The organism is Lentzea sp., assembly GCF_036380075.1.
Classification (GTDB): Bacteria; Actinomycetota; Actinomycetes; order Mycobacteriales; family Pseudonocardiaceae; genus Lentzea.
The window spans coordinates 20,321-41,531 of record NZ_DASVFL010000224.1 but is presented as its reverse complement, the minus strand read 5'-3'; the positions used below and the strand labels follow the sequence as shown (position 1 = coordinate 41,531).

8 protein-coding genes are annotated in these 21,211 nt (G+C 69.3%); 7 read left to right on the top strand and 1 reads right to left on the bottom strand.

The window, feature by feature from the left end; all coding sequences use genetic code 11:
* Positions 1-82 precede the first annotated feature (82 nt).
* The 3 genes from VF330_RS24770 to VF330_RS24760 all read left to right on the top strand — a co-directional run bounded on the left by VF330_RS24770 (position 83) and on the right by VF330_RS24760 (position 14,462).
* Positions 83-8,842: a LamG-like jellyroll fold domain-containing protein gene (locus VF330_RS24770; protein WP_330854063.1), complete on the top strand. Its 8,760-nt coding sequence runs from the start codon at positions 83-85 to the stop codon at positions 8,840-8,842.
* Positions 8,826-9,959 carry an SMI1/KNR4 family protein gene (locus tag VF330_RS24765; protein WP_330854062.1) on the top strand — a complete coding sequence of 378 codons (1,134 nt, stop codon included), beginning with the start codon at positions 8,826-8,828 and terminating at the stop codon, positions 9,957-9,959. The genes VF330_RS24770 and VF330_RS24765 overlap by 17 nt, the downstream gene beginning before the upstream one ends.
* A gap of 168 nt (positions 9,960-10,127) precedes the next feature.
* Positions 10,128-14,462 carry a ricin-type beta-trefoil lectin domain protein gene (locus VF330_RS24760; RefSeq protein WP_330854061.1) on the top strand — a complete coding sequence of 1,445 codons (4,335 nt, stop codon included), beginning with the start codon at positions 10,128-10,130 and terminating at the stop codon, positions 14,460-14,462.
* A gap of 36 nt (positions 14,463-14,498) precedes the next feature.
* Here VF330_RS24760 and VF330_RS24755 read toward each other — a convergent pair whose 3' ends face one another.
* A complete protein-coding gene (locus tag VF330_RS24755) occupies positions 14,499-15,590 on the bottom strand; it encodes a YihY/virulence factor BrkB family protein (RefSeq protein ID WP_330854060.1) in 1,092 nt (363 codons plus the stop codon).
* 167 nt (positions 15,591-15,757) lie between these two features.
* Here VF330_RS24755 and VF330_RS24750 point away from each other — a divergent pair, with 167 nt between their 5' ends.
* The 4 genes from VF330_RS24750 to VF330_RS24735 all read left to right on the top strand — a co-directional run bounded on the left by VF330_RS24750 (position 15,758) and on the right by VF330_RS24735 (position 21,210).
* The gene (locus VF330_RS24750; RefSeq protein ID WP_330854075.1) at positions 15,758-17,443 is read left to right on the top strand and encodes a DEAD/DEAH box helicase; all 1,686 of its coding nucleotides are present in this window, start codon (positions 15,758-15,760) and stop codon (positions 17,441-17,443) included.
* A 342-nt stretch (positions 17,444-17,785) separates the two neighbouring features.
* Positions 17,786-18,910 (top strand): sugar ABC transporter substrate-binding protein, encoded by a 1,125-nt coding sequence (locus VF330_RS24745; protein WP_330854059.1) that lies wholly within the window; start codon positions 17,786-17,788, stop codon positions 18,908-18,910.
* 75 nt (positions 18,911-18,985) lie between these two features.
* The gene (locus VF330_RS24740; protein ID WP_330854058.1) at positions 18,986-19,759 is read left to right on the top strand and encodes an ATP-binding cassette domain-containing protein; all 774 of its coding nucleotides are present in this window, start codon (positions 18,986-18,988) and stop codon (positions 19,757-19,759) included.
* A gap of 20 nt (positions 19,760-19,779) precedes the next feature.
* Positions 19,780-21,210: a sugar ABC transporter permease gene (locus tag VF330_RS24735; RefSeq protein ID WP_330854057.1), complete on the top strand. Its 1,431-nt coding sequence runs from the start codon at positions 19,780-19,782 to the stop codon at positions 21,208-21,210.
* Position 21,211 lies beyond the last annotated feature (1 nt).

The following is a 21,211-nucleotide window of genomic DNA, read 5'->3' as shown; positions in this document are numbered from 1 at the left end:
CGATCCTCACAACCGAACACTCTGGGGGGAACGCGTGAGACACGCGTCGGTGTTTCGTGCTGCGCGCAGACCGCTGTGCTTGGTGCTCGTACTGGTTGTCGCCTTGCCGTTGCTGGCAGGTTCGCAGACACCGTTCGGCACCTTCAACGCCATCCCGGCGGGTGCCTCGCTCGCCGCTCCACAGCAACGCACCGGAACCGCGGACGGGTCCTCGCACGACGCGTCGGCGGAGTCCACCCGCGGCACCCACGCTCTGGCTGCGCGCGACCAGCCCCGTCCAGCGGGCGCGGTAGCCGATCAGGCGCCCCCGCTTCCCGAGGCGAAGAAGCCCTCGAGCGACGAGCGGCACGTCAAGCCGGCGCTCAGCCAGACTTCGGCCCTTCCCGCCGTCGACCCCGGCGCGACCGAACGTCCGCAGGACCGCACCGCGGACACCCAGACGTTCGACAACCCCGATGGCAGCCGCACCCTGCGCCTGCACACGGGACAGGCCAACGTCCGGCAGGAGGACGGCTCCTGGAAGCCGGTCGACCTCACGCTCGGCGAGTCGGGCGGCCGCGTGAAGCCCGGGAACAGCCCGGCCGATGTCACCTTCGCGCCGCACGGCGACGACGCCGCCCTGGTCCGCTACACGGCGGACGCTGATCACAAAGTCAGCTACAGCCTGCGCGACGCGGCGAACGTCCGCGGTGAGCTGCACGACGCGGAGATCACCTACCGTGGCGTGCGACCGGACACGGACCTCCGGCTCACCGCGACCCGCGACGGGCTCAAGGAGGAACTGGTGCTGTCGGGTCCCGGCGCGCCGGCCTCCAGCACGTTCAACCTCACCCTCGACCGGATGCAGCCACGGGTCACGGTGGCCGGCGACGTCGAACTCACGGACGGCGACCGGGTGGTCGCCACGATTCCCGCCGGGTTCATGGACGACGCGAAGGGCGTCCGCTCCACCGGAGTCCGCTACGCGGTGGAGAAGACCGGCGATCGCACCTGGAACCTGCGTCTCGACCTGGACGAATCCTGGCTGCGCGATCCAGCACGAGCCTTCCCGGTCACGGTCGACCCGTCGGTCGGTCAGTACCTCACGGCGACCGACGACACCTACGTGCAGAAGAACTCGCCGAGCGGTCACTCCTCGGAGGCCGTGCTGATCGCGGGCAACGTCGGTGACGGCGGTGGCATCGGCCGTGCCTACCTGCACTTCCCCTCGCTCGGCGCCATCAGCGGCAAGTACGTCATCGGCGCGTCGCTCGGTCTGAACAACGCCGACGCCTCCTGCGCCTCGTACTCGTTCACCGCCTTCGAGGTCACGCAGCCGTGGAACACCGGTATCCGGTGGCCCGGCGCGGCGGTCGGTCAGGCGCTGGGCACCGCGGCACTGGGCTCCTGCGCGAACAACCGCTGGGGGTTCATCCCGATCAGCGGTGACGTGATGACCCGCTGGACGCACGGCCTGGCGGTCCCGCACGGCCTGAGCGTGCGCGCCAGCAACGAGACCAACGGCACCGGCCACCGCTTCGCCTCGGCCAACGCGGCGAACGCGCCGTACCTCGACGTGCGCTACGCGGACGAGGGCGCGTCCTTCGAGGTCACTGACGTACTGCTGCCGACGAACAACCGGGCGGGCAACCTCAAGGCCAAGGTGACCAACCTCGGCTCCAAGACCTGGACCCCGAGCAGCGGCCACCAGTTCGGCTACATCGTCAGGCAGGGCGCCACGACGATCCGGACCTCCAAGTACGGCTACCCGACGACCACCGGCCCGATGCAGACCGGCACGGTCGACGTGCCGATCGACTCGCTCGCGCCGGGCGACTACCAGTTGGACCTCACGATGTTCGCGTCGGGCGCCGACTTCCGCCAGGCGTACGAAGTGCCCTACGGCAGGATCGACCTGAAGGTCGAGAACCTGTGGCCGACGTCGAACATGCAGCAGCCGGGCAGCGGTGCCGTCGTGGAGTCGCTCAAGCCCACCCTGTACGCCGAAGGCGTCGACACGGACAACTGGCCCGGCAAGGGACTGACCTACAAGTTCCGCATCTGCTCCAACGCCGACCTCACGGAGAACTGCCAGGAGTCCGGCTGGACCGGGCAGTCGTGGACGCCGGAACCGCTGCGCTGGGGCAAGAGCTACTTCTGGGGCGTCAAGGTCTACGACACGGTGACCCCGACGCCGGACTGGGACGTCAAGCTCGCCATCACCACCCGCGTGCCCCAGCCGCAGATCACCTCGCACCTCGCGGGCAACCCGTTCAGCGTGCAGGGACCGGGTCTCGACGCGGGTATCGGCAACTACTCCACCGTGGTGACCGACGCCTCGGTCGCCACGGCCGGACCCGACCTCACCATCACCCGGACGTACAACAGCCTCGACCCGCGCCGGGACACCGCGTTCGGCGTGGGCTGGGCCTCCCGCCTGGACATGAGGCTCAAGGCCGACGACGACCGCTCCGGCAACGTCGTGGTCACCTTCCCGAGCGGCAGGCAGATCCGCTTCGGCAAGAACCCGGACGCGAGCTACGGTTCTCCGCTGGGCGACAGCACCGAACTGGTGTACAGCACCGCCACGGGCCGGTACACGCTGCGGGACAACTCGGGCAGCCGCTGGGTGTTCGACGTGCTCGGCAGACTCGGCGACGTCATCGACCCGGCCGGTCTGGTCCAGCACCTCGAGTACGACACCGGCGACCGGGTCACCACGATCACGAGCGACACCAGCGAGCGGACGCTGTCGTTCACGTGGGACGGCAAGCACGTCAAGACGATCTCCACGGAGGCGCCGGACGCGGGTGGCCAGCCCCTCGTGTGGACCTACACCTACACCGGGGACAAGCTGACGTCGGCATGCGTACCCGGCGTCGCGCCGAACTGCACGACTTACGACCACACCAGCGGTTCGCACTACCGCAGCTCTGTCATCGACAACAACCCGAAGGCGTACTGGCGGTTCGGTGAGACCTCGGGTGACACGGTCGCCAACGCCGTGGCCCGCCGGCCCGGTGACAACCAGGCCGTGCAGCACGGCGTGATCCTCGGCACCGATGGCGCGCTGTCGGGCACGGTGGACAAGGCGGCGACCTTCGACGGCAACAGCAGCTACCTCACGCTGCCGGAGAAGCTCACCACCAGCACGATGTCGCTGGCGGTGGAACTGTGGTTCAAGACGACGGCCCAGGGCACCCTGCTCAGCTACGCCGACCAGTCGTTCCCGGCCTCGCCCGGCAAGTCGACTCCGGTCCTCTACGTCGGCACGGACGGCCTGCTCTACGGCGGGTTCTCGTTGCGCGACAACGGCGGCGACCGGCAGATCAGCACCACCGCCCAGGTCGACGACGGTCAGTGGCACCACGTCGTGCTGTCCGCGGCCATCGACTCGCAGTCGATGTACCTGGACGGCACCAAGGTCGGCGACCTCGCCGGGTTCCTGGACCACAAGCAGCAGGGGAAGCTGACGCTCGGTGCCGGGCAGGCGAAGGACTGGCCCGCCACCAACGGCGGCGACTTCTACTTCGACGGCTCGATCGACGAGGTCGCGCTCTACCAGCACCCGCTCGGCTCGTTGGCCGTCAGCCAGCACTTCGGCGCGCGGTCCGCGATCGACCAGTTGACCGGTGTCAAGCTGCCGCAGGACAACCGCCAGTTCGTCAAGCTGACGTACGACGACGTGAACGACCGCGTGAAGACGATGGTCGACAACGAGGGTCGCACCTGGACGATGGACGTCCCGAAGGTGCAGGACTCCACGCGCACGACCGTCCTGCGGGGGCCTGGCGGCTACGGCGACTGGACCTACGTCTCGGACATCGACAACGGCGGCCGGCTGACCTCCCTCGCCCACAAAGGGCGGACGAGGAAGGTCGAGTACAACACCGCAGGCTTCCGCTCCGCGCTCGTCGACGAGAACGGCAGGCGGTTCGAGCAGACGACCGATGAGCGCGGCAACACGCTGAGCAGCAAGTCCTGCCGTGCGCCCGGTTCCTGCAACACGACCTACCACACCTACGTGCAGTCCGGCGACCCGCTCGATCCGCGGCGGGACAAGCTGGAGTCCACTTCGGACGCCCGGTCGTCCGGCCCTGACGACACCCGCTACCGGACCACGTACCAGTACGACACCGCGGGCAGGCTGACGAGGACCACCTTCCCGACGCCGGAAGGGCTCAGCGCGGCACCCGCCGAGGTCCTGTCCTACTCGACCGGCTTCGAAGGCGCCGTCGGCGGTGGCACCGTGCCCGCGGGCCTGCTCGTCAAGACCACCGGTCGCCGCGGGCAGGAGACCTTCCACTCGTACCGGTCCAACGGTGACCTCGTCGAGACGCGGTCGCCCACGGGACTCGTCACCAGGTACGAGTTCGACGGCATCGGCCGCCGCAAGTCCGTCACCACCGCCAACGGTGGCGGCGCGGTGTTCGGCACCACCCGGTACGAGTACTCGCCGAGGTCGTTGATCTCGAAGATCACCGAGCCAGCGGTGCTCAACCAGCTGACCGGCGTGACGCACACCAAGGTCACGACCAACTCCTACGACGGCAACGGGAACCTGATCGAGACGACGGTCGCCGACCAGGCGCAGAGCGGTCAGGGCGGTGACGCCGCACGCACCACGAGCTTCACCTACGACGCGTCCGACCGTCTCGCGAGCACGGTGTTCCCCGACGGCGGCCGGGAGACGCGGGAGTACCGCGACGACGCGCTGACCGAGGTCGTCACCGACGTCCGCGGTTTCGTCTGGGCGACGCACCACGACGAGGACGGCCGGGTGATGTCGCGCGACATCAGCGGTACCGGCGTGGACCCGCAGAACCCCGGAGCGACCAACCTCGCCATCGAGTACAGCGCGTACGACCCGGCCGGCCAGTTGTCGAGCACGACCGACGCGATGGGACGCACGACGCGGTTCACGTACTACGACGACGGACTGCCCGCCACCACCACGCTCGAAGGCTGCCTCGGTGAGAACGGTCCGTGCGACGTCGAGCTGGACCGGCGGACCTACGACCCGGCGGGCAACGTCGTCGAGCAGTCGGTGGCGGGCGGTCGCCGGTCGGTGCAGGCCTTCGACGCAGCGGGTTTCCTGACCGGTACGACGTTCGACCCGGACGGCTTGCGTCGAGCGAAGACCTTCCGCCGCGACGCGGACGGGAACATCACGCGGATCGAGGCGCGCGGAGCCGCCGATCCGAACCGGGTCGAGAGCAGCAACTACGAGTACGACGCGGACGGACTCGTCACCCGTGAGGACGCGTTCCTCAACACCGGCACGGCGTTGTCGAGCACGATGGTCCGGGACGAGCGCGGCCTTGTGGTGTCGTCGACGGATCGGCGTCAGCTGACCACCAAGTTCAGGTACGACGCCAACGGCGAGGCCTTCGAGACGACCCGTCCCGCCACCGAGGTCTGGGTGGACGGCGTCCGCACACCGAACTTCGCCGGTGTGGAGACACTCGGGCGCAACACGTTCGGTGAGGTCACCCACTCCCGCAACAGCGCGGGTGCCACGTCCACGACCGAACGCGACTCGATGGGCCGGGCGACCGCGGGTGTGCTGCCCGCCTACACCACGCCCGGCGGGAACCCGGTCACGTCGCGGTCGGTCACCGAGTACGACCACGCCGGCAACGCGGTGAAGTTCACCGATCCGCTCGGCAGGATCACGACGCACACCTACGACCCGTACGGCCGCACGCTGACCTCGACGTTGCCACGGGTCGGTTCGGCTCCGAGCGTGGTGTCCCACCGCTACGACCGGCTCGGTGAGCTGCTCGCGCAGGTCGACGCAGCCGGTGGTGAGACCAGGTACACCTACGACGAGCTCGGCAGGCGCATCACGTCGACCGAGGTCGACAGGTCGTCGGGCGTGTTCGCCTTTTACACCACGACCACGGCGTACGACCTCGCCGACAACCCCGTCTCCGTCACCACGCCGCAGGGCTTCACCACGAAGCACACCCACAACAGGGCGGGCGAGCTCCTCAGCGCGACGGACCCGACCGGTCGCGTCACCGGCTACGACTACGACATCGCCGGTCGCACGGTCGCGGTGACGGAACCGTCCGGAGTCGTCAGCAGCACCGTCTACGACCTGCTCGGCCGGCCCACTGACGCGAGACAGCTCGTCGGAGGTGAGCAGAAGCGCACGTCGAGCACCGTCTACGACGCGAACGGCAACGTCACGGGCGCCACCACGGCCGAGGGCCGCTCGGTGACCTACGCCTACGACGAGGTCAACCGGCTTCGCCAGCAGGTGGAGAAGGTCGACGGCACCAAGTCGATCACCACGTCCTTCGGGTACGACAAGCTCGGCAACCGGAGCCGGTTCGTCGACGGCAACGGCCGGGAGACCCGGTACACCTACAACTCCTGGGGCAGGTCCGAGTCGACCGTCGAACCGTCGACGAGCACCACGCCCGCCCTCGCCGACCGCACCTGGACCGCGTCCTACGACGCTGCCGGAAGGCAGGTGGAGGTCGTCAAACCCGGCGGCGTCACGCTGACCCGGGAGTTCGACGACCAGGACAGGCTGACCGTCGAACACGGCGGCGGCGCCGAGGCGGCGACCGCCGACCGGACGCTCGGCTACGACAGGGCTGGTCGCGTGACACGGGTCGGAGGACCCGGCGGAGACAGCACCTACCGGTACGACGACAGGGGCAACCTGCTCGAGTCGACCGGGCCGGCCGGTGCGGCCACGTACACCTACAACGCGGACAGGACTCTCGCGTCGCGGACGGACACGGCGGGTACCGCCACCTTCGGCTACGACCAGGCGGGCAGGCTTACCAGCGCGTCCGACCCGCTCACGGGTCGCACCGTCGACTACGCCTACGACACGGCCGGACGGCTGTCGACCGTCTCCGACAGGGCGGTGGCAGGCAAGGTCACCAGGCGGATCGGCTACGACGCGCTCGGCAGGAAGACGTCCGACCAGCTGCAGCAGGTCATCGACTCCGGCCTGCCGCCGCGAGTGGTGCTGGGCACGGACTACGGCTACGACAAAGACGACCGGGTCACGTCGAAGACGGTCACCAGCAACGTCGGCAAAGTCGGCAGCACCTACGCCTACGACGGCGCGGGCCGGTTGACGTCGTGGACCGACAGCGCGAACAACACCACGTCGTACGGCTGGGACGACGCGGGCAACCGGACGTCGGCGGGTGCGGAGACCTTCGCCTACGACGAGCGCAACCGGTTGAAGTCGGGTGGCGGCGCGACGTACACCTACACCGCGCGCGGCACTCTCTCGTCCACCACGCAGAACGGTCAGACCGCCAACGCGGCGTTCGACGCGTTCGACCGGATGGCGAGCAATGGAGCGGTGAAGTACCGGTACGACGCCATGGACCGCGTGTCCGACCGCAATGGCACGCAGTTCCAGTACACGGGGCTCACCAACGAGGCGGTGAGCGACGGCAGCCGCAAGATCACCAGGTTGCCGGACGGCACCGCGCTGTCCGACAAGAGCACGACCGGAACCGGCCGGATGACCTTCGCTGACCAGCACGGCGACGTGATCGGCCGGTACCTCGGCAGCGGCACTGACGGGTTGCGTTCGTTCGACCCGTTCGGCAAGGTCCTGTCGTCGTCGGGTGACGCTTCCCCGCTCGGCTACCAGGGCGACTGGACCGACGGTACGACCGGTGCGGTGAACATGTCGGCCCGGTGGTACTCGCCCAACGCCGCCCGGTTCGTCAGCCGTGACGACTGGAACGTGAGCCCGAAGCCGTCCATCGCCGCGAACCGGTTCGCTTACGGCAACGGCGATCCGATGTCGAACGCCGACCCGTCCGGCCACCTCTGCGGTCCCGCCGCGCCGGTGTGCCTCGGTGCGGGTGCCGGTGCGGCTGTCGGCGGCCCGCCCGGCGCGGTGATCGGAGGCGTCGTCGGTGGAGTGGTGACGGTCGGTGTCGCGATCTGGTACTTCTCCGGCGACACGGAGACCTCGTTCGTCCACAGGCCCATTCGCTTCGAACCGAGGCCGAAGCCGACTCCCAACCCGAAGCCCGATCCCAGCCCGAATCCCGACCCGAACCCGAAGTGCGCGCCCAACTGCGGCGGCGGCCAGCCGCCCAAGTGCGTCGTCAACTGCACGCCGAAGCCCCCGGTCTTCGTCCCGCCCGCACCGCCGCCCCCGCCCATCTGGTGGATCAACGCGATGCGCAAGATGGTGCGTCCCGGTGCCGGTTCGACGGTCGTCGGCGCGGCGGCACAGGTGGCGGCGGCGACCGCGGCGACGGAGATCCTCAACCTCGGCTGGAAGTACGTCGAGGACGAGCGGGACGTCACGGAGGCCGACGGCGCGGACGACCCGCGTCCACCGGGCACGACGAACCCGAACGACGACGACTTCTGCGGTGACCTCGGAATGGCGGAGAACAGGCCCTACTACGGGCCGATGGACCCGACCAGCTTCAAGGGCAAGTACAAGGGCAGGCCTCGCACCGGACCGGCCATGCGAGCGACGGGTGCGGCGGTCTGCCTGACCGCCATCAACCCCGACGACCGGCTCACCCCGCTGGAGCCCGCCGGGTACTCGCGCAAGGAGGGCCACGTCAAGGGGCACCTCGTGGCGCACATGTTCTGGGGATCGAACCGGCGCGACAACATGGTCCCGTTGTACGACAGGGTCAACAACCCGGACATGCTCGGCATCGAGCTCACCGTCCGGGACCAGGTGAAGGACGCCAAGGAGAAGATCTACTACCAGGTGGTCCCCGAGTACGCGGACGAAAGCGACCCGCAGCCTTACATGATCAGCATCCGGGCGTACGGGAACAAGGGCTTCACATGCGAGGTGGACGTGTTCAACATCGAGGAAGGCAGCGTCGTTGCGCCGACATGTTGACGAGTTGGTGACGCTGCTCGGCTGGGAGCCGCGTGAGGACGTCGCTCTGGGCTGGCAGGAAGCCGAGCGGCGGCTCGGGTTCGTGTTTCCCGAGGACTACAAACAGCTGATGACCGCGTTCGGCACAGGCCTGTTCGACGACTTCGTCGGACTCGTCTCGCCGGCCGAGGACGAGGTGGCGTTCGACGAGTTCGAGAGGGAGTTCGCGGAGGCGCTGGAGCTGGCAGGGGAGCGGGTGGCCCGCGGGACCCTGCCGCACTGCCTGTGGCCGGAGCCGGGCGGCATCATCCCGTGGGGAGGCGCCGGTGACGGCGTGACCCTGTTCTGGCGCACCGAGTCCGATGACCCGGACGACTGGACCGTCGTCTACTGCGACGACGACTTCTCCCGGTGGGAGGAGTACCGGGGTGGCGCTCCTGCCTTCCTGCTGGACCTGCTCGCCGGCAGGATCACCAGCGACCTGCTGGCGTTCGAGCCGGTCCAGCACCCGGAGTTCACCCCGGCCGGCTCCGAGGACGAGGAGCCAGAGTCACCTCCGCCTCCGAACCCGAGGATCTGGCAGGCGGTGCTCGGCAACCGGAAGGTCGCGGCACCGCACGACCTGAGCGCCGAAATCGCCTCCGCGACCGGAGTCGCGGCTACTCGGTCCGAAGTGGACTGGTCTGCAGTGGAGGATCGGCTGGGAATTCTTTTCCCCGCTGACTACAAGGCGGTCGCCGATCACTTCGGGCCGGGAGACTTCCTCGGCATCAGGCTCGTCGTACCAGGAGCCGCGAACGAGGACTACCGGTTCGAACGGCTGGCGGAGGACGTGTACGAGCGCGTGCGCGTGAAACGGCCACTCCCCGCACCGTTCCACCCTGAGACCGGGGGAGCGATCCCCTGGGGTAGCACGGTCCTCGGGCACACCTTCTTCTGGGTTCCGCTGCACGAGAACCCGGACGAGTGGCCGGTGGTCATGCTCTACCCCGGGTTCGGCGCCCAGGCCAAATGGGGCCTGTCGGCGTCGAACTTGCTGCTCGCCCACATCTCCGGGCGTGGACAGGAGGTCGGGATGCTGCCGGATCCGGCGCAGATCGCTGGTCCGGACCGCCCGCTCTTCGTTTCCGGCCGCTGACGAAGTGGCCGGTCTGAGGGAAACAGAAGAGACAGGAAGAACATGAGAAGACTGCGACGTGCGGCCGTAGTGGCCGTGTATTGCACGCTGGGGGCGGTTGTCGTCGCAACGCCGGAAGTGGCGGTGGCGGCTCCGTCGAACGGGACCAGACCCGATGTCGTGAACTCGGTGGACGACGCGAGACCCACCCAGAAGGTCGCGAAGGACACGACCGGCCGGACGCTGGTCTACGTCGACGGCGGCAACACCGCGCTGCTGCGGTCCGCTGTGGAGAAGGCGGGCGGCGCGGTCGCCCAGACCGCTTCGGGACGGGTCAAGGCCGCGGTGCCCGGCGACAAGCTCGACGTGGTCGCGAGCCAGCCGGGGGTCGCCGAGGTCCGGTTACCGGATCGCGCGGTCCCCATGGCCGTGACGTCCGAGGGAGTCGGGCTGTCCAAGGCGAACAACTGGATCGCCGCGGGCAAGAAGGGTGCCGGCGTCAAGGTCGGCATCATCGATGTCGGTTTCGGCAGCCTCGACGTCGCGCAGGCAGCGGGCGAGTTACCGCCGACTGGACCTCAGCTCACCGTGAACGGCACCGGTTGCCTCGACTCGGGCACGCACACGGAGCACGGCACGAACGTGGCCGAGATCGTGCACGACATGGCTCCGGACGCGTCGCTCTACCTGGCCTGCGTCGAGGACACCGTCAGCTTCGCCGGCGCGGCGGACTGGCTCCGCTCGCAGGGCGTGCAGGTGATCACGGCGGCTGTCGGCTTCCTCAGCCCCACCGGCGGCCGGGGCGACGGCTCCGGTGCGGACGACAGCCCGGCGGGTGTGGTGAAGCGCAGCCGTGAGGCGGGCATCCTGTGGAGCGTCGCCGCCGGCAACCAGGCACGGCTGCACTTCGCCGGCAAGGCCGCGGACACGAACGGCAACTCCTTCGTCGAGTTCAAGGACGGCGCGGAGAACAACGCCTTCACCCTGCAGGGCAACAGCACGGGCACGGTCAGCATCCGCTGGGACGCCTGGCCGACGACCACCGAGGACCTCGACCTCTACGTCATGTCGCGGGCACACCCACCCACCGGCGTGAACGATCCCGATCTCGTCGCCGTCGCCAACCGGTCCCAGAAGGACTCCCCGGGCGGCCTCACGCCGACCGAGGAGGTGAGCTTCGACAACAAGACCGGGGCAGGGGTCACCTACTACGTCTACGTGAAGAACAACAACGCGCGGTTCATCACGCCGTTCGACCTGTTCGTCGCGGGCCCGGCCGACGGCCAGCTGCAGTACGCGACCGCGGCGGGCAGCATCACCGAACCTGGTACGTCGCCGCACGTGATCACCGTGGGCGCGACCGAACCGGCCAGCGGCCAGGTCGAGGCGTACAGCGGCCGCGGTCCGACGGTCGACGGCAGGCAGAAGCCGGACATCACGGGTTTCGACCGGGTCAGCACCTCCAGCTGGGGGCCCGGCGCGTTCGCGGGCACCTCGGCAGCCGCGGCGCACGTCGCCGGCGCGGCGGCGCTGCTCAAGTCGGACAACCCGGCGCTGGACGCCGCGCAGATCCAGTCCGTGCTGCAGTCCAAGGCGTCGCCGAAGAAGTCCGACAGCACCTGGGGCAACGGCACGCTCAACCTGGGTGCGCCGAACGCCGTGCCGGCCTTCACGGGCTCCGGTTTCACCGCCCTGCCCCAGCAGCAACGCGTCCACAGCCAGGCCTACACGGCCGGGCAGGTCACCACGCTGGCGTTCCCCGACGTGCCCGGTGACACCACCGCGGTCGCGATCACGGTCAGCGCGCGGTCCGACGACGAGAACGTCGTCGACGTGACGCCGACCGATCCCGCCACCACGTCGTCCAAAGCGACCGGTTTGCAGGTGCGGCGGGGCAGCGCGTTCAACTCGCTGACGTTGTTCGCGCCGCTCGGGCCCGACCGCGCGATCCGCATCCGCAGCAAGAACAGCAACTCGTGGGTCGTCGTCGACTACATGGGCTACTTCAGCCCGTCGCAGAGCACCGACAACTACTTCGCCAAGCCCCAGCCGCAGCGCGTGCTCGACACCCGAGGCTTCGCGGGCAGCCCGCGCACCGGCCCGCTGGGGTCCGGCCAGTCGCAGGAGGTGCAGATCCGCGGCAACGCGGGTGTCCCGGGCACCGCGACCGCGGCGCTGGTCAACATCACCGGGTTCGAGGCGACCGGCGAGTCGTACCTGCTCGCGTACGGGGCGACCAGTCCCGGCACGACGACGGTGACGGTCAACCAGGGTGAGCGCCGTTCCGGCCTCGGCATCGTGCCGATCGACGAGAACGGCAAGATCCGCGTCGCCAACTACGGCGCGTCCGGTTACGCCGGCGTGGCGCTCGACGTCGTCGGCTGGTTCGGTCCCGGTGCAGGCGGCGCCAAGTACGTGGCGCTGCCGGAAGCCGCGCGCATCGCCGACACGGCGACGGGCAACGGCCTGCCGAAGGCCCCCGTCGGGCATGGCCAGAAGGCCACCGTGCAGGTCGGCGGGGTCGCGGGCGTGAGCTCCGCGGCGACGTCGGCGGCACTCGTCGTCACGGGCCTCGACCCGAACCTCGGCACCGACCTCAGCGTCGCGCCGAGCGAGGGCTGGACTCCCGTCTCGAGCGTCAGCACCCGCAAGGCCGAGGCGTTCGCCGGTCTCGTGGTGGCTCCGCTGGGCGCGAGCGGCAAGGTCGACATCCGCAACGAACGCGGCCAGGCCCAGGTGTCGGCGGATGTGACCGGCTACTTCGTCGGTGGCTCCAAGGTGCCGGCCGGTACCGCTGGCAACTGCGTGCCCGCGCAGGACGGTCCTGGCTTCAACAGCGCCTTCGACGGCCGGCTGGAGTCCGACCTCGAGGGCTGGCTCACCACCGGCACGAAGATCGGCGCCGAGGGCTGCGAGCTCGTCACCAGGGACGGTGCCGACGTCTCCTGGTACGCGGCCCACACCTACGGCAACGACTACACGCTGAAGGTCGACTGGAAGGCGACCACGGACAACTCCGGCTCCGGTGTGTTCGTGCTGATGACCAACCCCGGGACCAACAACGCCTCGCCGTCCGCGAGCGGGTACGAGGTGAACATCGGCAAGAAGAACGCCACGGGCACGCAGCAGACCGGCGCGTTCGCGGGGGTCCAGGCGCCCACCACCACGGCGCCGGTCAAGGCGACCGGGGAGTGGAACACCTTCGAGATCAAGGTCCGCTGGAACACCGCGACCGTGTACCTCAACGGCCAGCAGGTGAACGAGTACACCTCCGCCGACTCGACGGGAGTGGCGCGCAACACCTTCATCGGCCTGCAGAACGACGGGGACGGTGACAGCGTCCGGTTCCGCAACGTCCGGATCAAGCGGGACACCCCCGTGTTCTCCGGCACGCTGAAGGGCGTCAACGGCCGCTGCCTCGACATGAAGTACAACGACCCGTTCCAGCCGGTCGTGTGGATGTGGGACTGCCACGGGGCGTTCGCCCAGACGTGGACGTCGAACGAGGGCCTGCTCATGGCCGGCGGCCGGTGCCTGACCGCCGCGAACTACGCCGCCGACGGCGCCGCGGTCACGCTGGCGGGCTGCGACGGCACCGACGCGCAGCAGTGGGTGCTGCGCACCGACGGACGGCTGGTCAGCCGGACGTCCGGGCGCTGCGCGACACCGGTCACCGGCAACCAGGAGTCCCAGCTCGTCATGCGGGCCTGCGACAAGTCCCGGTCCGACCAGGTGTGGCAGGTGCCCGCCCAGAACGGGCGGGCGGGCAAGGTCGTCGGCGCGGCCGGCAAGTGCCTGGACGTACCGGGCAACGACCCCACGCAGAACAAGGTCGTGCTGTGGCCCTGCAACGGCAGCCCGGCGCAGAGCTTCGCCGCTCCGGGTGACGGGACGCTGCGCGTCACCGGCAAGTGCGTCGACGTGTCGGGTGCCAACACCGCCGACGGCAGCGCCGTGGCCCTCTGGGAGTGCACCGGCCACCAGGCCCAGCAGTGGGTCGCCCAGCCGGACGGCTCGCTGGTGAACCCGGTCTCGGGCCGCTGCCTCACCGCGGCTTCGTCCGCGGACTCGGCGACCCTGTCGATCGCCGACTGCACCGGGGCACGCACCCAGAACTGGCGGTTGACCGCGGAATGGGTGTCCCGCGGCGCGATCGTCGGGATCGCCACCAAGTGCATCGACGTCTACGGCAACGACCCGAACGCCAGCCGGCTGTGGCTGTGGGACTGCTTCGGTCCCGCCGGGCAGCTGTGGTGGGCGCCGGGTGACGGCACCTTCCGCATCTACGGCAAGTGCCTCGACATCGGCGACACGGTGAACCTCACGTCCATCGTGAACGCCGGCTGCCACGGCGGCACGAGCCAGCAGTGGACGGCCCGGCACGACGGGACGCTGGTGAGCGCGCTCGCCGGCCGGTGCGTCGACGACATGGCCGGCAACACCGAGAACGGCACCGCGCTGGTGATCTACGACTGCCACCGCGCTGCCTACCAGCGCTGGGCGACGCCGGTGAACCCGAGCTGAGTCCGGCCCGACGAGGACCAGCGGGGGTGGCTCCGGCTACCCCCGCTGTTTTTCCCCCTCGGGGGACGACCGCGGCTTCTGGATCTCCAACGGGCTCGTGAGCTGCGTGTCGGCGGGCGACGGCGCCGAGTAGGTCTCCTGCTGCTGCGGCGCCTGCCGGGGCTTCGCGCTCTCCTCCCGGATGCGGGAGGCCGCGCGTTCCATCTCCAGCCGGCGCCACCGGCGGCGCTGGCGGCGGGTCATGCGAGCCGGCCACATGTCCTGGATGGCGCTGTTGAAGTACGCGCCGATCGTGATCGCCAGGCCGATGAAGAACACGAACAGCAGGAACGCGATCGGCGTCGCCAGCGCGCCGTAGGTGTAGCCCGTGGTGGTGATCCACTGGATGTACAGGCGCAGGCCGATGGACGACAGGATGAACACCGCCATCGCGAGGATCGCGCCCGGCAGCACCCGGTGGTACGGCAGCCGCCGCGGCAGCGCCACCTTGTAGAGCGCGGACAGCGACAGCACGAGCAGCAGCGCGACGCCGGGGTAGTAGAAGCGGCCGACCCACGTGGTGATGTAGGGCTGCCAGGACGCCGGGAAGAACTGCGGCAGGACGTCCGGGCCCAGCGCGAGCACCGGCAGGCCGACCACCAGCGCCACCAGGGAGACCAGGTAGAGCAGCAGCGCGAAGAAGCGCTGCCACACCTCGTTGCGCACGCCGTACTGGCCGTGGGCGACGGTGATCGCGTCGACGAACGACGACATGGCCGACGAGCCCGCCCACAGCGAGATGATGAAGCCGATGGAGACGATCTCGCCCTTGCCGGTCGAGAGGATCTCCGCGACCGTCGGCTGGATCACACCGTTGACGACGTCGGCGCTGAAGATCGTCCGGGTGAACCCGATGATCTTCTCCTGCACGGCGAGGACGACCTCGGGGCCGAACCACGTGCCGATCCAGCCCATCGAACCGAGCACGCCGAGCAGCAGTGGCGGGAACGACAGCGTCTGCCAGAACGCCGCCTCGGCGGCTTCTGAGAAGATGTTGCCTTCCCACGCCTTCGACAGAGTGCGCGCGAGTAGGCGCAGCGGCCCCTTGCGGCCGGACCTGCGCGCGTCGTTCTCGGTAGGCGAACCCATCGCAGGGTCAAGCATGGTGCATGGGGCCACGTTTCGCGGCATCGACGCTCGGAACGGGTAGGCTCGCGGTGCCCTCGGCCGCGGTCCGCCTGAGGGCTGTTGCATGTCAAAGCCATGCCTGATCTGCGCAAATGAGGAGAAACACGTCTGTGACAGCGACAGCAGCAATGCGACCGCTGCGGGCATGGCAGCGCAGGGCGCTGACCAAGTACCTCGCCGCGAAACCCCAGGACTTCCTCGCCGTCGCCACGCCCGGCGCCGGCAAGACGACGTTCGGGCTGCGCGTCGCCGCCGAGCTGCTGGCCGACCGGACGATCGAGTCCGTCACGATCGTCACGCCCACCGAGCACCTCAAGCACCAGTGGGCCAAGGCCGCCGCCGAGCAGGGCATCCACATCGACTCGAACTTCCGCAACACCAACGCGATGACCTCGCGTGACTACCACGGCGTGGCCGTGACGTACGCGCAGGTCGCCGCCCATCCGACGTTGCACCGGGTGCGCACGGAGAACCGCAAGACGCTCGTGCTGCTCGACGAGGTGCACCACGGCGGTGACGCGAAGTCGTGGGGTGACGCGATCCGCGAGGCGTTCACGCCCGCCGTGCGCCGCCTGTGCCTCACCGGCACGCCGTTCCGCTCCGACGACTCGCCGATCCCGTTCGTGCAGTACGAGGAGAGCAACGGCGGCTTCAAGACGTCGAAGGCCGACCACACCTACGGCTACTCCGACGCGCTGCGCGACGGCGTCGTCCGGCCCGTGCTGTTCCTCGCGTACTCCGGTGAGGCGTCGTGGCGGACCAGCGCGGGCGAGGAGTACACCGCCCGCCTGGGGGAGCCGCTGACCCAGGAGCAGACCGCGCGGGCGTGGCGCACGGCGCTGGACCCGGCCGGCGACTGGATGGCGTCCGTGCTGCGCGCCGCCGACCAGCGGCTGACGCAGAAGCGCCAGAACGGCATCCCCGACGCGGGCGGCCTCGTGATCGCCACCGACCAGACCGTCGCGAAGGCCTACGCGCAGGTGCTCGAACGCGTGACCGGCCAGATCCCCACGCTCGTGCTCTCCGACGACCCGAAGGCGTCCGGCAAGATCGCCGAGTTCGCCGCGACGACCGAGCGTTGGATGATCGCCGTCCGCATGGTGTCCGAGGGCGTCGACGTGCCGCGGCTCGCGGTCGGCGTGTACGCCACGTCGTCGTCGACGCCGTTGTTCTTCGCCCAGGCCGTCGGCCGCTTCGTGCGCAACCGGAAGCCCGGCGAGACCGCGACCGTGTTCCTGCCGTCGGTGCCGGTGCTGCTGCAGCTGGCGTCGGAGCTGGAGGCCGAGCGCGACCACGTCCTGGGCAAGCCGCACCGCGAGAAGGACGGCTGGGACGACGAGCTCATGGCCGCGGCCAACCAGGCCAAGGACGAGCCCGGCGAGGACGAGCGCGCCTTCACGGCCCTGGGCACCACGGCCGAGCTGGACCAGGTGATCTTCGACGGGTCGTCGTTCGGCGCGCCGACCCACGCGGGCTCGGAGGAGGAGCAGGAGTACCTCGGCCTGCCCGGTCTGCTGGAGCCCGACCAGGTGCGGACCCTGCTGCTGCAGCGGCAGGAGGAGCAGATGGCGATCGCCGCCAAGCGCCCCAAGCCTGAGGTCGCCGTGCGCGAGGCACGGCCCGTGGGCGTGCAGGAACGCCTCACGTCGCTGCGCAAGGAACTCAACACCCTCGTCGCGATGCACCACCACCGCACGAAGAAGCCGCACGGCAAGATCCACACCCAGCTGCGCGAGTACTGCGGCGGCCCGCCCACCGCGATGGCCACCATCGAACAGCTCGAGGAGCGGATCGCGACGCTGCGGTCCTGGTAGGTCGAACGGGCTCCGTCCGCGGTCGTTCCGGCGGCCCGCGGAGCCCTTTCCCGGCACGAACTCCAACCGGTCGGCGGCTTCCTCACCGGCCGTCGTCCGTCCAACCTGGAGGTGTCCGGGAGAGGACGGGTGGATGTACGCCGCACGCGATATCCAATATATCGCCGCTGGTTGCAGTAGTGCGGCGGTAACGCTCTCATAACTCTCGGTGACTAAATTTCGCCAGGGTTACCGCATCGTTGCGACTTAATCGATCCAGTGTGGTTCCGGTCACCTATATGTCCGGCATACGTTGTGCGCCACAACATTCTCTGTGACACAGCGCAGTGAAAGGGATGGCGGATGCGCAGCAAGAGCCTCGCTTCCATCGCCGTCGCCACGGGCCTCGCCCTGGCGGTTTCGGCATGTGGTGCCAACACGTCCTCCAACACCGGAGGCAGCTCCAACACGAACTCTGGCAGCGGCGGGGGCACGAAGGTCGGCGTGATCCTTCCTGAGACCGCCTCCTCCGCCCGTTGGGAGGGCTTCGACAAGCCGCTCCTCGACGCGGCTCTGAAGAAGGAGGGGCTCGACCCCGACATCCAGAACGCGCAGGGCGACGTGCAGAAGTTCAGCACCCTGGCCGACGGCATGATCAACGCCGGCGTCAAGGTCCTGATCATCGCCACGCCCAACAGCGAGGTCGGTGCGTCTGTCGCCAAGAAGGCGCAGGCCCAGGGGATCCAGGTCATCGACTACGACCGCCTGAACCTCGGCGGCACCTCGTCCTACTACGTGTCGTTCGACAACGTGAAGGTCGGCGAGCTGCAGGGCCAGGGCCTCGCGGACGCGATGAAGGCCTCGCCGCAGGGCGCGAACGTCATCGAGATCGAGGGCTCGCCCACGGACAACAACGCGACCCTGTTCCACGAGGGTCAGCAGAAGGTCCTCAAGCCGCTCTACGACTCGGGCAAGCTCAAGCTGGTCCAGTCCCAGCCGATCGACGCCTGGGACAACCAGAAGGGCGGCCAGGTCTTCGAGCAGATCCTGACCTCCAACGGCGGCAAGGTGGACGGCGTCGTCGCCGCGAACGACGGCCTCGCCGGCGCTGTGATCACGATCCTGAAGAAGGTCGGCCTGAACGGCAAGGTTCCGGTCACCGGTCAGGACGCCACCCCGGACGGCCTGCAGGCCGTGCTCCGCGGTGAGCAGTACATGACCGTCTTCAAGCCGATCAAGGACGAGGCCGAGGCCGCCGCGAAGCTGGCCGCCGCTCTCGCCAAGGGCGACACCGCCGCCGCCGACGCCCTCGCGTCGGGCACGACGAAGGACACGAAGGGCAACCGCGACGTCAAGTCCGTGCTGCTCACCGCCCAGCTGATCACCAAGGACAAGGTCAAGTCCGTGGTCGACGCCGGCTTCGTCAAGGCGTCGGAGATCTGCGTGGCCGACACCCAGGCCGCCTGCACCGAGCTCGGCATCAAGTAGGACCACTCGCGTCAGGGCGGGGTGCGGAACCTCCGCGCCCCGCCCTAGACGCGTGGTAACCACGGAGGAAAACCAGTGAGCGAGCCGATTCTCGAGCTGCGCGGCATCAACAAGAGCTTCGGTCCCGTGCACGTCCTGCACGACATCGACCTCGTCGTGAACCCCGGCGAGGTCACCGCCCTCGTCGGCGACAACGGCGCGGGCAAGTCGACGCTGGTCAAGTGCATCGCGGGCATCCACCCCACCGACTCGGGTGAGGTTCTTTTCAACGGCGAGCCGGTGCACATCAAGGGCCCGCGCGACGCCGCGGATCTCGGGATCGAGGTCGTCTACCAGGACCTCGCGCTGGCCGACAACCTGGACATCGTCCAGAACATGTTCCTCGGCCGCGAACGCACCAAGAGCGGGCTGCTCGACGAGACCGACATGGAGCAGGCGGCGCGCAAGACGCTCGCCTCGCTGTCCGTGCGCACGGTCAAGTCGGTGCGCACCCAGGTGTCGTCGCTGTCCGGCGGTCAGCGCCAGACCGTGGCGATCGCCAAGGCCGTGCTGTGGAACAGCAAGGTCGTGCTGCTCGACGAGCCCACCGCCGCCCTCGGCGTCGCGCAGACGCGGCAGGTGCTCGACCTGGTCCGCCGGCTCGCGGAGCAGGGCCTGGGCGTCGTCCTGATCAGCCACAACATGAACGACGTCTTCGAGGTCGCCGACAAGATCGCGTGCCTCTACCTCGGACGCATGGCCGCCGTCGTGGGGTCCAAGGACGTCACGCACGGCCAGGTGGTCGAGCTGATCACCGCCGGTCGTTCCGGTGACCTGGGCATCGCCCGCCCCGAGGCGGCGACGATCTGATGAGTTCCGAAGAGGCGAGCATGACCAACACCACCGAGACGCCCGCGCAGGACACCCCGCAGCAGGGCGCCATCTCCGACTTCGGCATCGACACGACGTCGCAGTCCACGGGCGAGGCCGTCCGCGACTACTGGGCCAGGGTCCGCGGCGGCGAGCTCGGCTCGCTGCCCGCGCTGCTCGGGCTCATCGTGCTGCTCATCGTGTTCAGCGCGCTGTCCGACACGTTCTTCACCCTCGGCAACCTCGCCAACCTGCTCCAGCAGGGCGCCAGCATCACCATCATCGCGATGGGCCTGGTGTTCGTGCTGCTGCTCGGCGAGATCGACCTGTCCGCCGGTACCGCGTCCGGTGTGACCGCAGCGGTGATGGCACTGCACCTGATCAACAACGGCAACCTGCTCGGCGGCATGGGCGACACGGTGTTCTACGTGTTCTGCGGCCTGCTGGTGCTGGCGATCGTGCTCGCCGTGATCATGAAGATCTGGGCGGGTGCGGCGCTCTCGGCGGTCGCGCTGGTGATCGCCGCGGTCGGCATCCCGGCGAACGCCTGGCTGGAGATGCTGCTGGCGGTCTCCGTCGGCTGTGCGATCGGCTGCATCACCGGGTTCCTCGTGGCCAGGGTCGGCATCCCGTCGTTCGTCGTGACCCTGGCGCTGTTCCTCGTCTGGGGCGGCGTCGTGCTGCAGTTCATCGGCGACGGCGGCACGCTCGGCCTGCGTGACGACACGATCTTCAACGTCGCCAACGGCAACCTGAACTTCGTGGGCTCGTGGGTCCTGTTCGTCGTGGCCGTCGGCGGCTACGCGGCGGTCGTGCTCACCCGGCACTTCTCCCGCCTGCGCAAGGGCCTCGTGGCCCAGCCGACCTCGCTGGTGCTGGCCAAGATCGGCGCCCTCGCGGTGCTGGCCGCCGTCATCACCTACGCGCTGTCGCTGAACCGGGCGCCGAGCAACCTCGTCGTCATCGAGGGCGTGCCGTACGTGGTGCCGCTGGTGCTCGTGCTGCTGGTGATCGGCACGTTCGTGCTCGACCGCACCAGCTACGGCCGCCACGTCTACGCCGTCGGCGGCAACAAGGAAGCCGCGCGCCGCGCCGGTATCAACGTCGAGCGCATCCGCATGAGCGTCTTCGTGATCGCCTCCTCGGCGGCCGCGATCGGCGCCATCGTGTACTCGTCGAAGGTCGGCTCGGTCGACCCGAACGCCGGTGGCGGCAACACGCTGCTGCTGTCGGTCGGTGCGGCCGTCATCGGTGGCACGTCGCTGTTCGGTGGCAAGGGCCGCCTGCGCGACGCGGTGATCGGTGGCGCGGTGCTCGCGATCATCCAGAACGGCATGGGCCTGCTCCGGCAGCCCGCCGCCGTCGTGTTCATCGTGACCGGCCTGGTCCTGCTGCTCGCCGCGAGCGTCGACGCCCTGTCCCGCCGCCGGGCAGCGACCGCGGCTCGCTGAC

Excerpts from the sequence above, each read along its gene's own strand:
- VF330_RS24755 (WP_330854060.1), bottom strand. The coding sequence starts at position 15,590 with ATGGGTTCGCCTACCGAGAACGACGCGCGCAGGTCCGGCCGCAAGGGG.
- VF330_RS24750 (WP_330854075.1), top strand. The coding sequence starts at position 15,758 with ATGCGACCGCTGCGGGCATGGCAGCGCAGGGCGCTGACCAAGTACCTC.
- VF330_RS24745 (WP_330854059.1), top strand. The coding sequence starts at position 17,786 with ATGCGCAGCAAGAGCCTCGCTTCCATCGCCGTCGCCACGGGCCTCGCC.
- VF330_RS24735 (WP_330854057.1), top strand. The coding sequence starts at position 19,780 with ATGACCAACACCACCGAGACGCCCGCGCAGGACACCCCGCAGCAGGGC.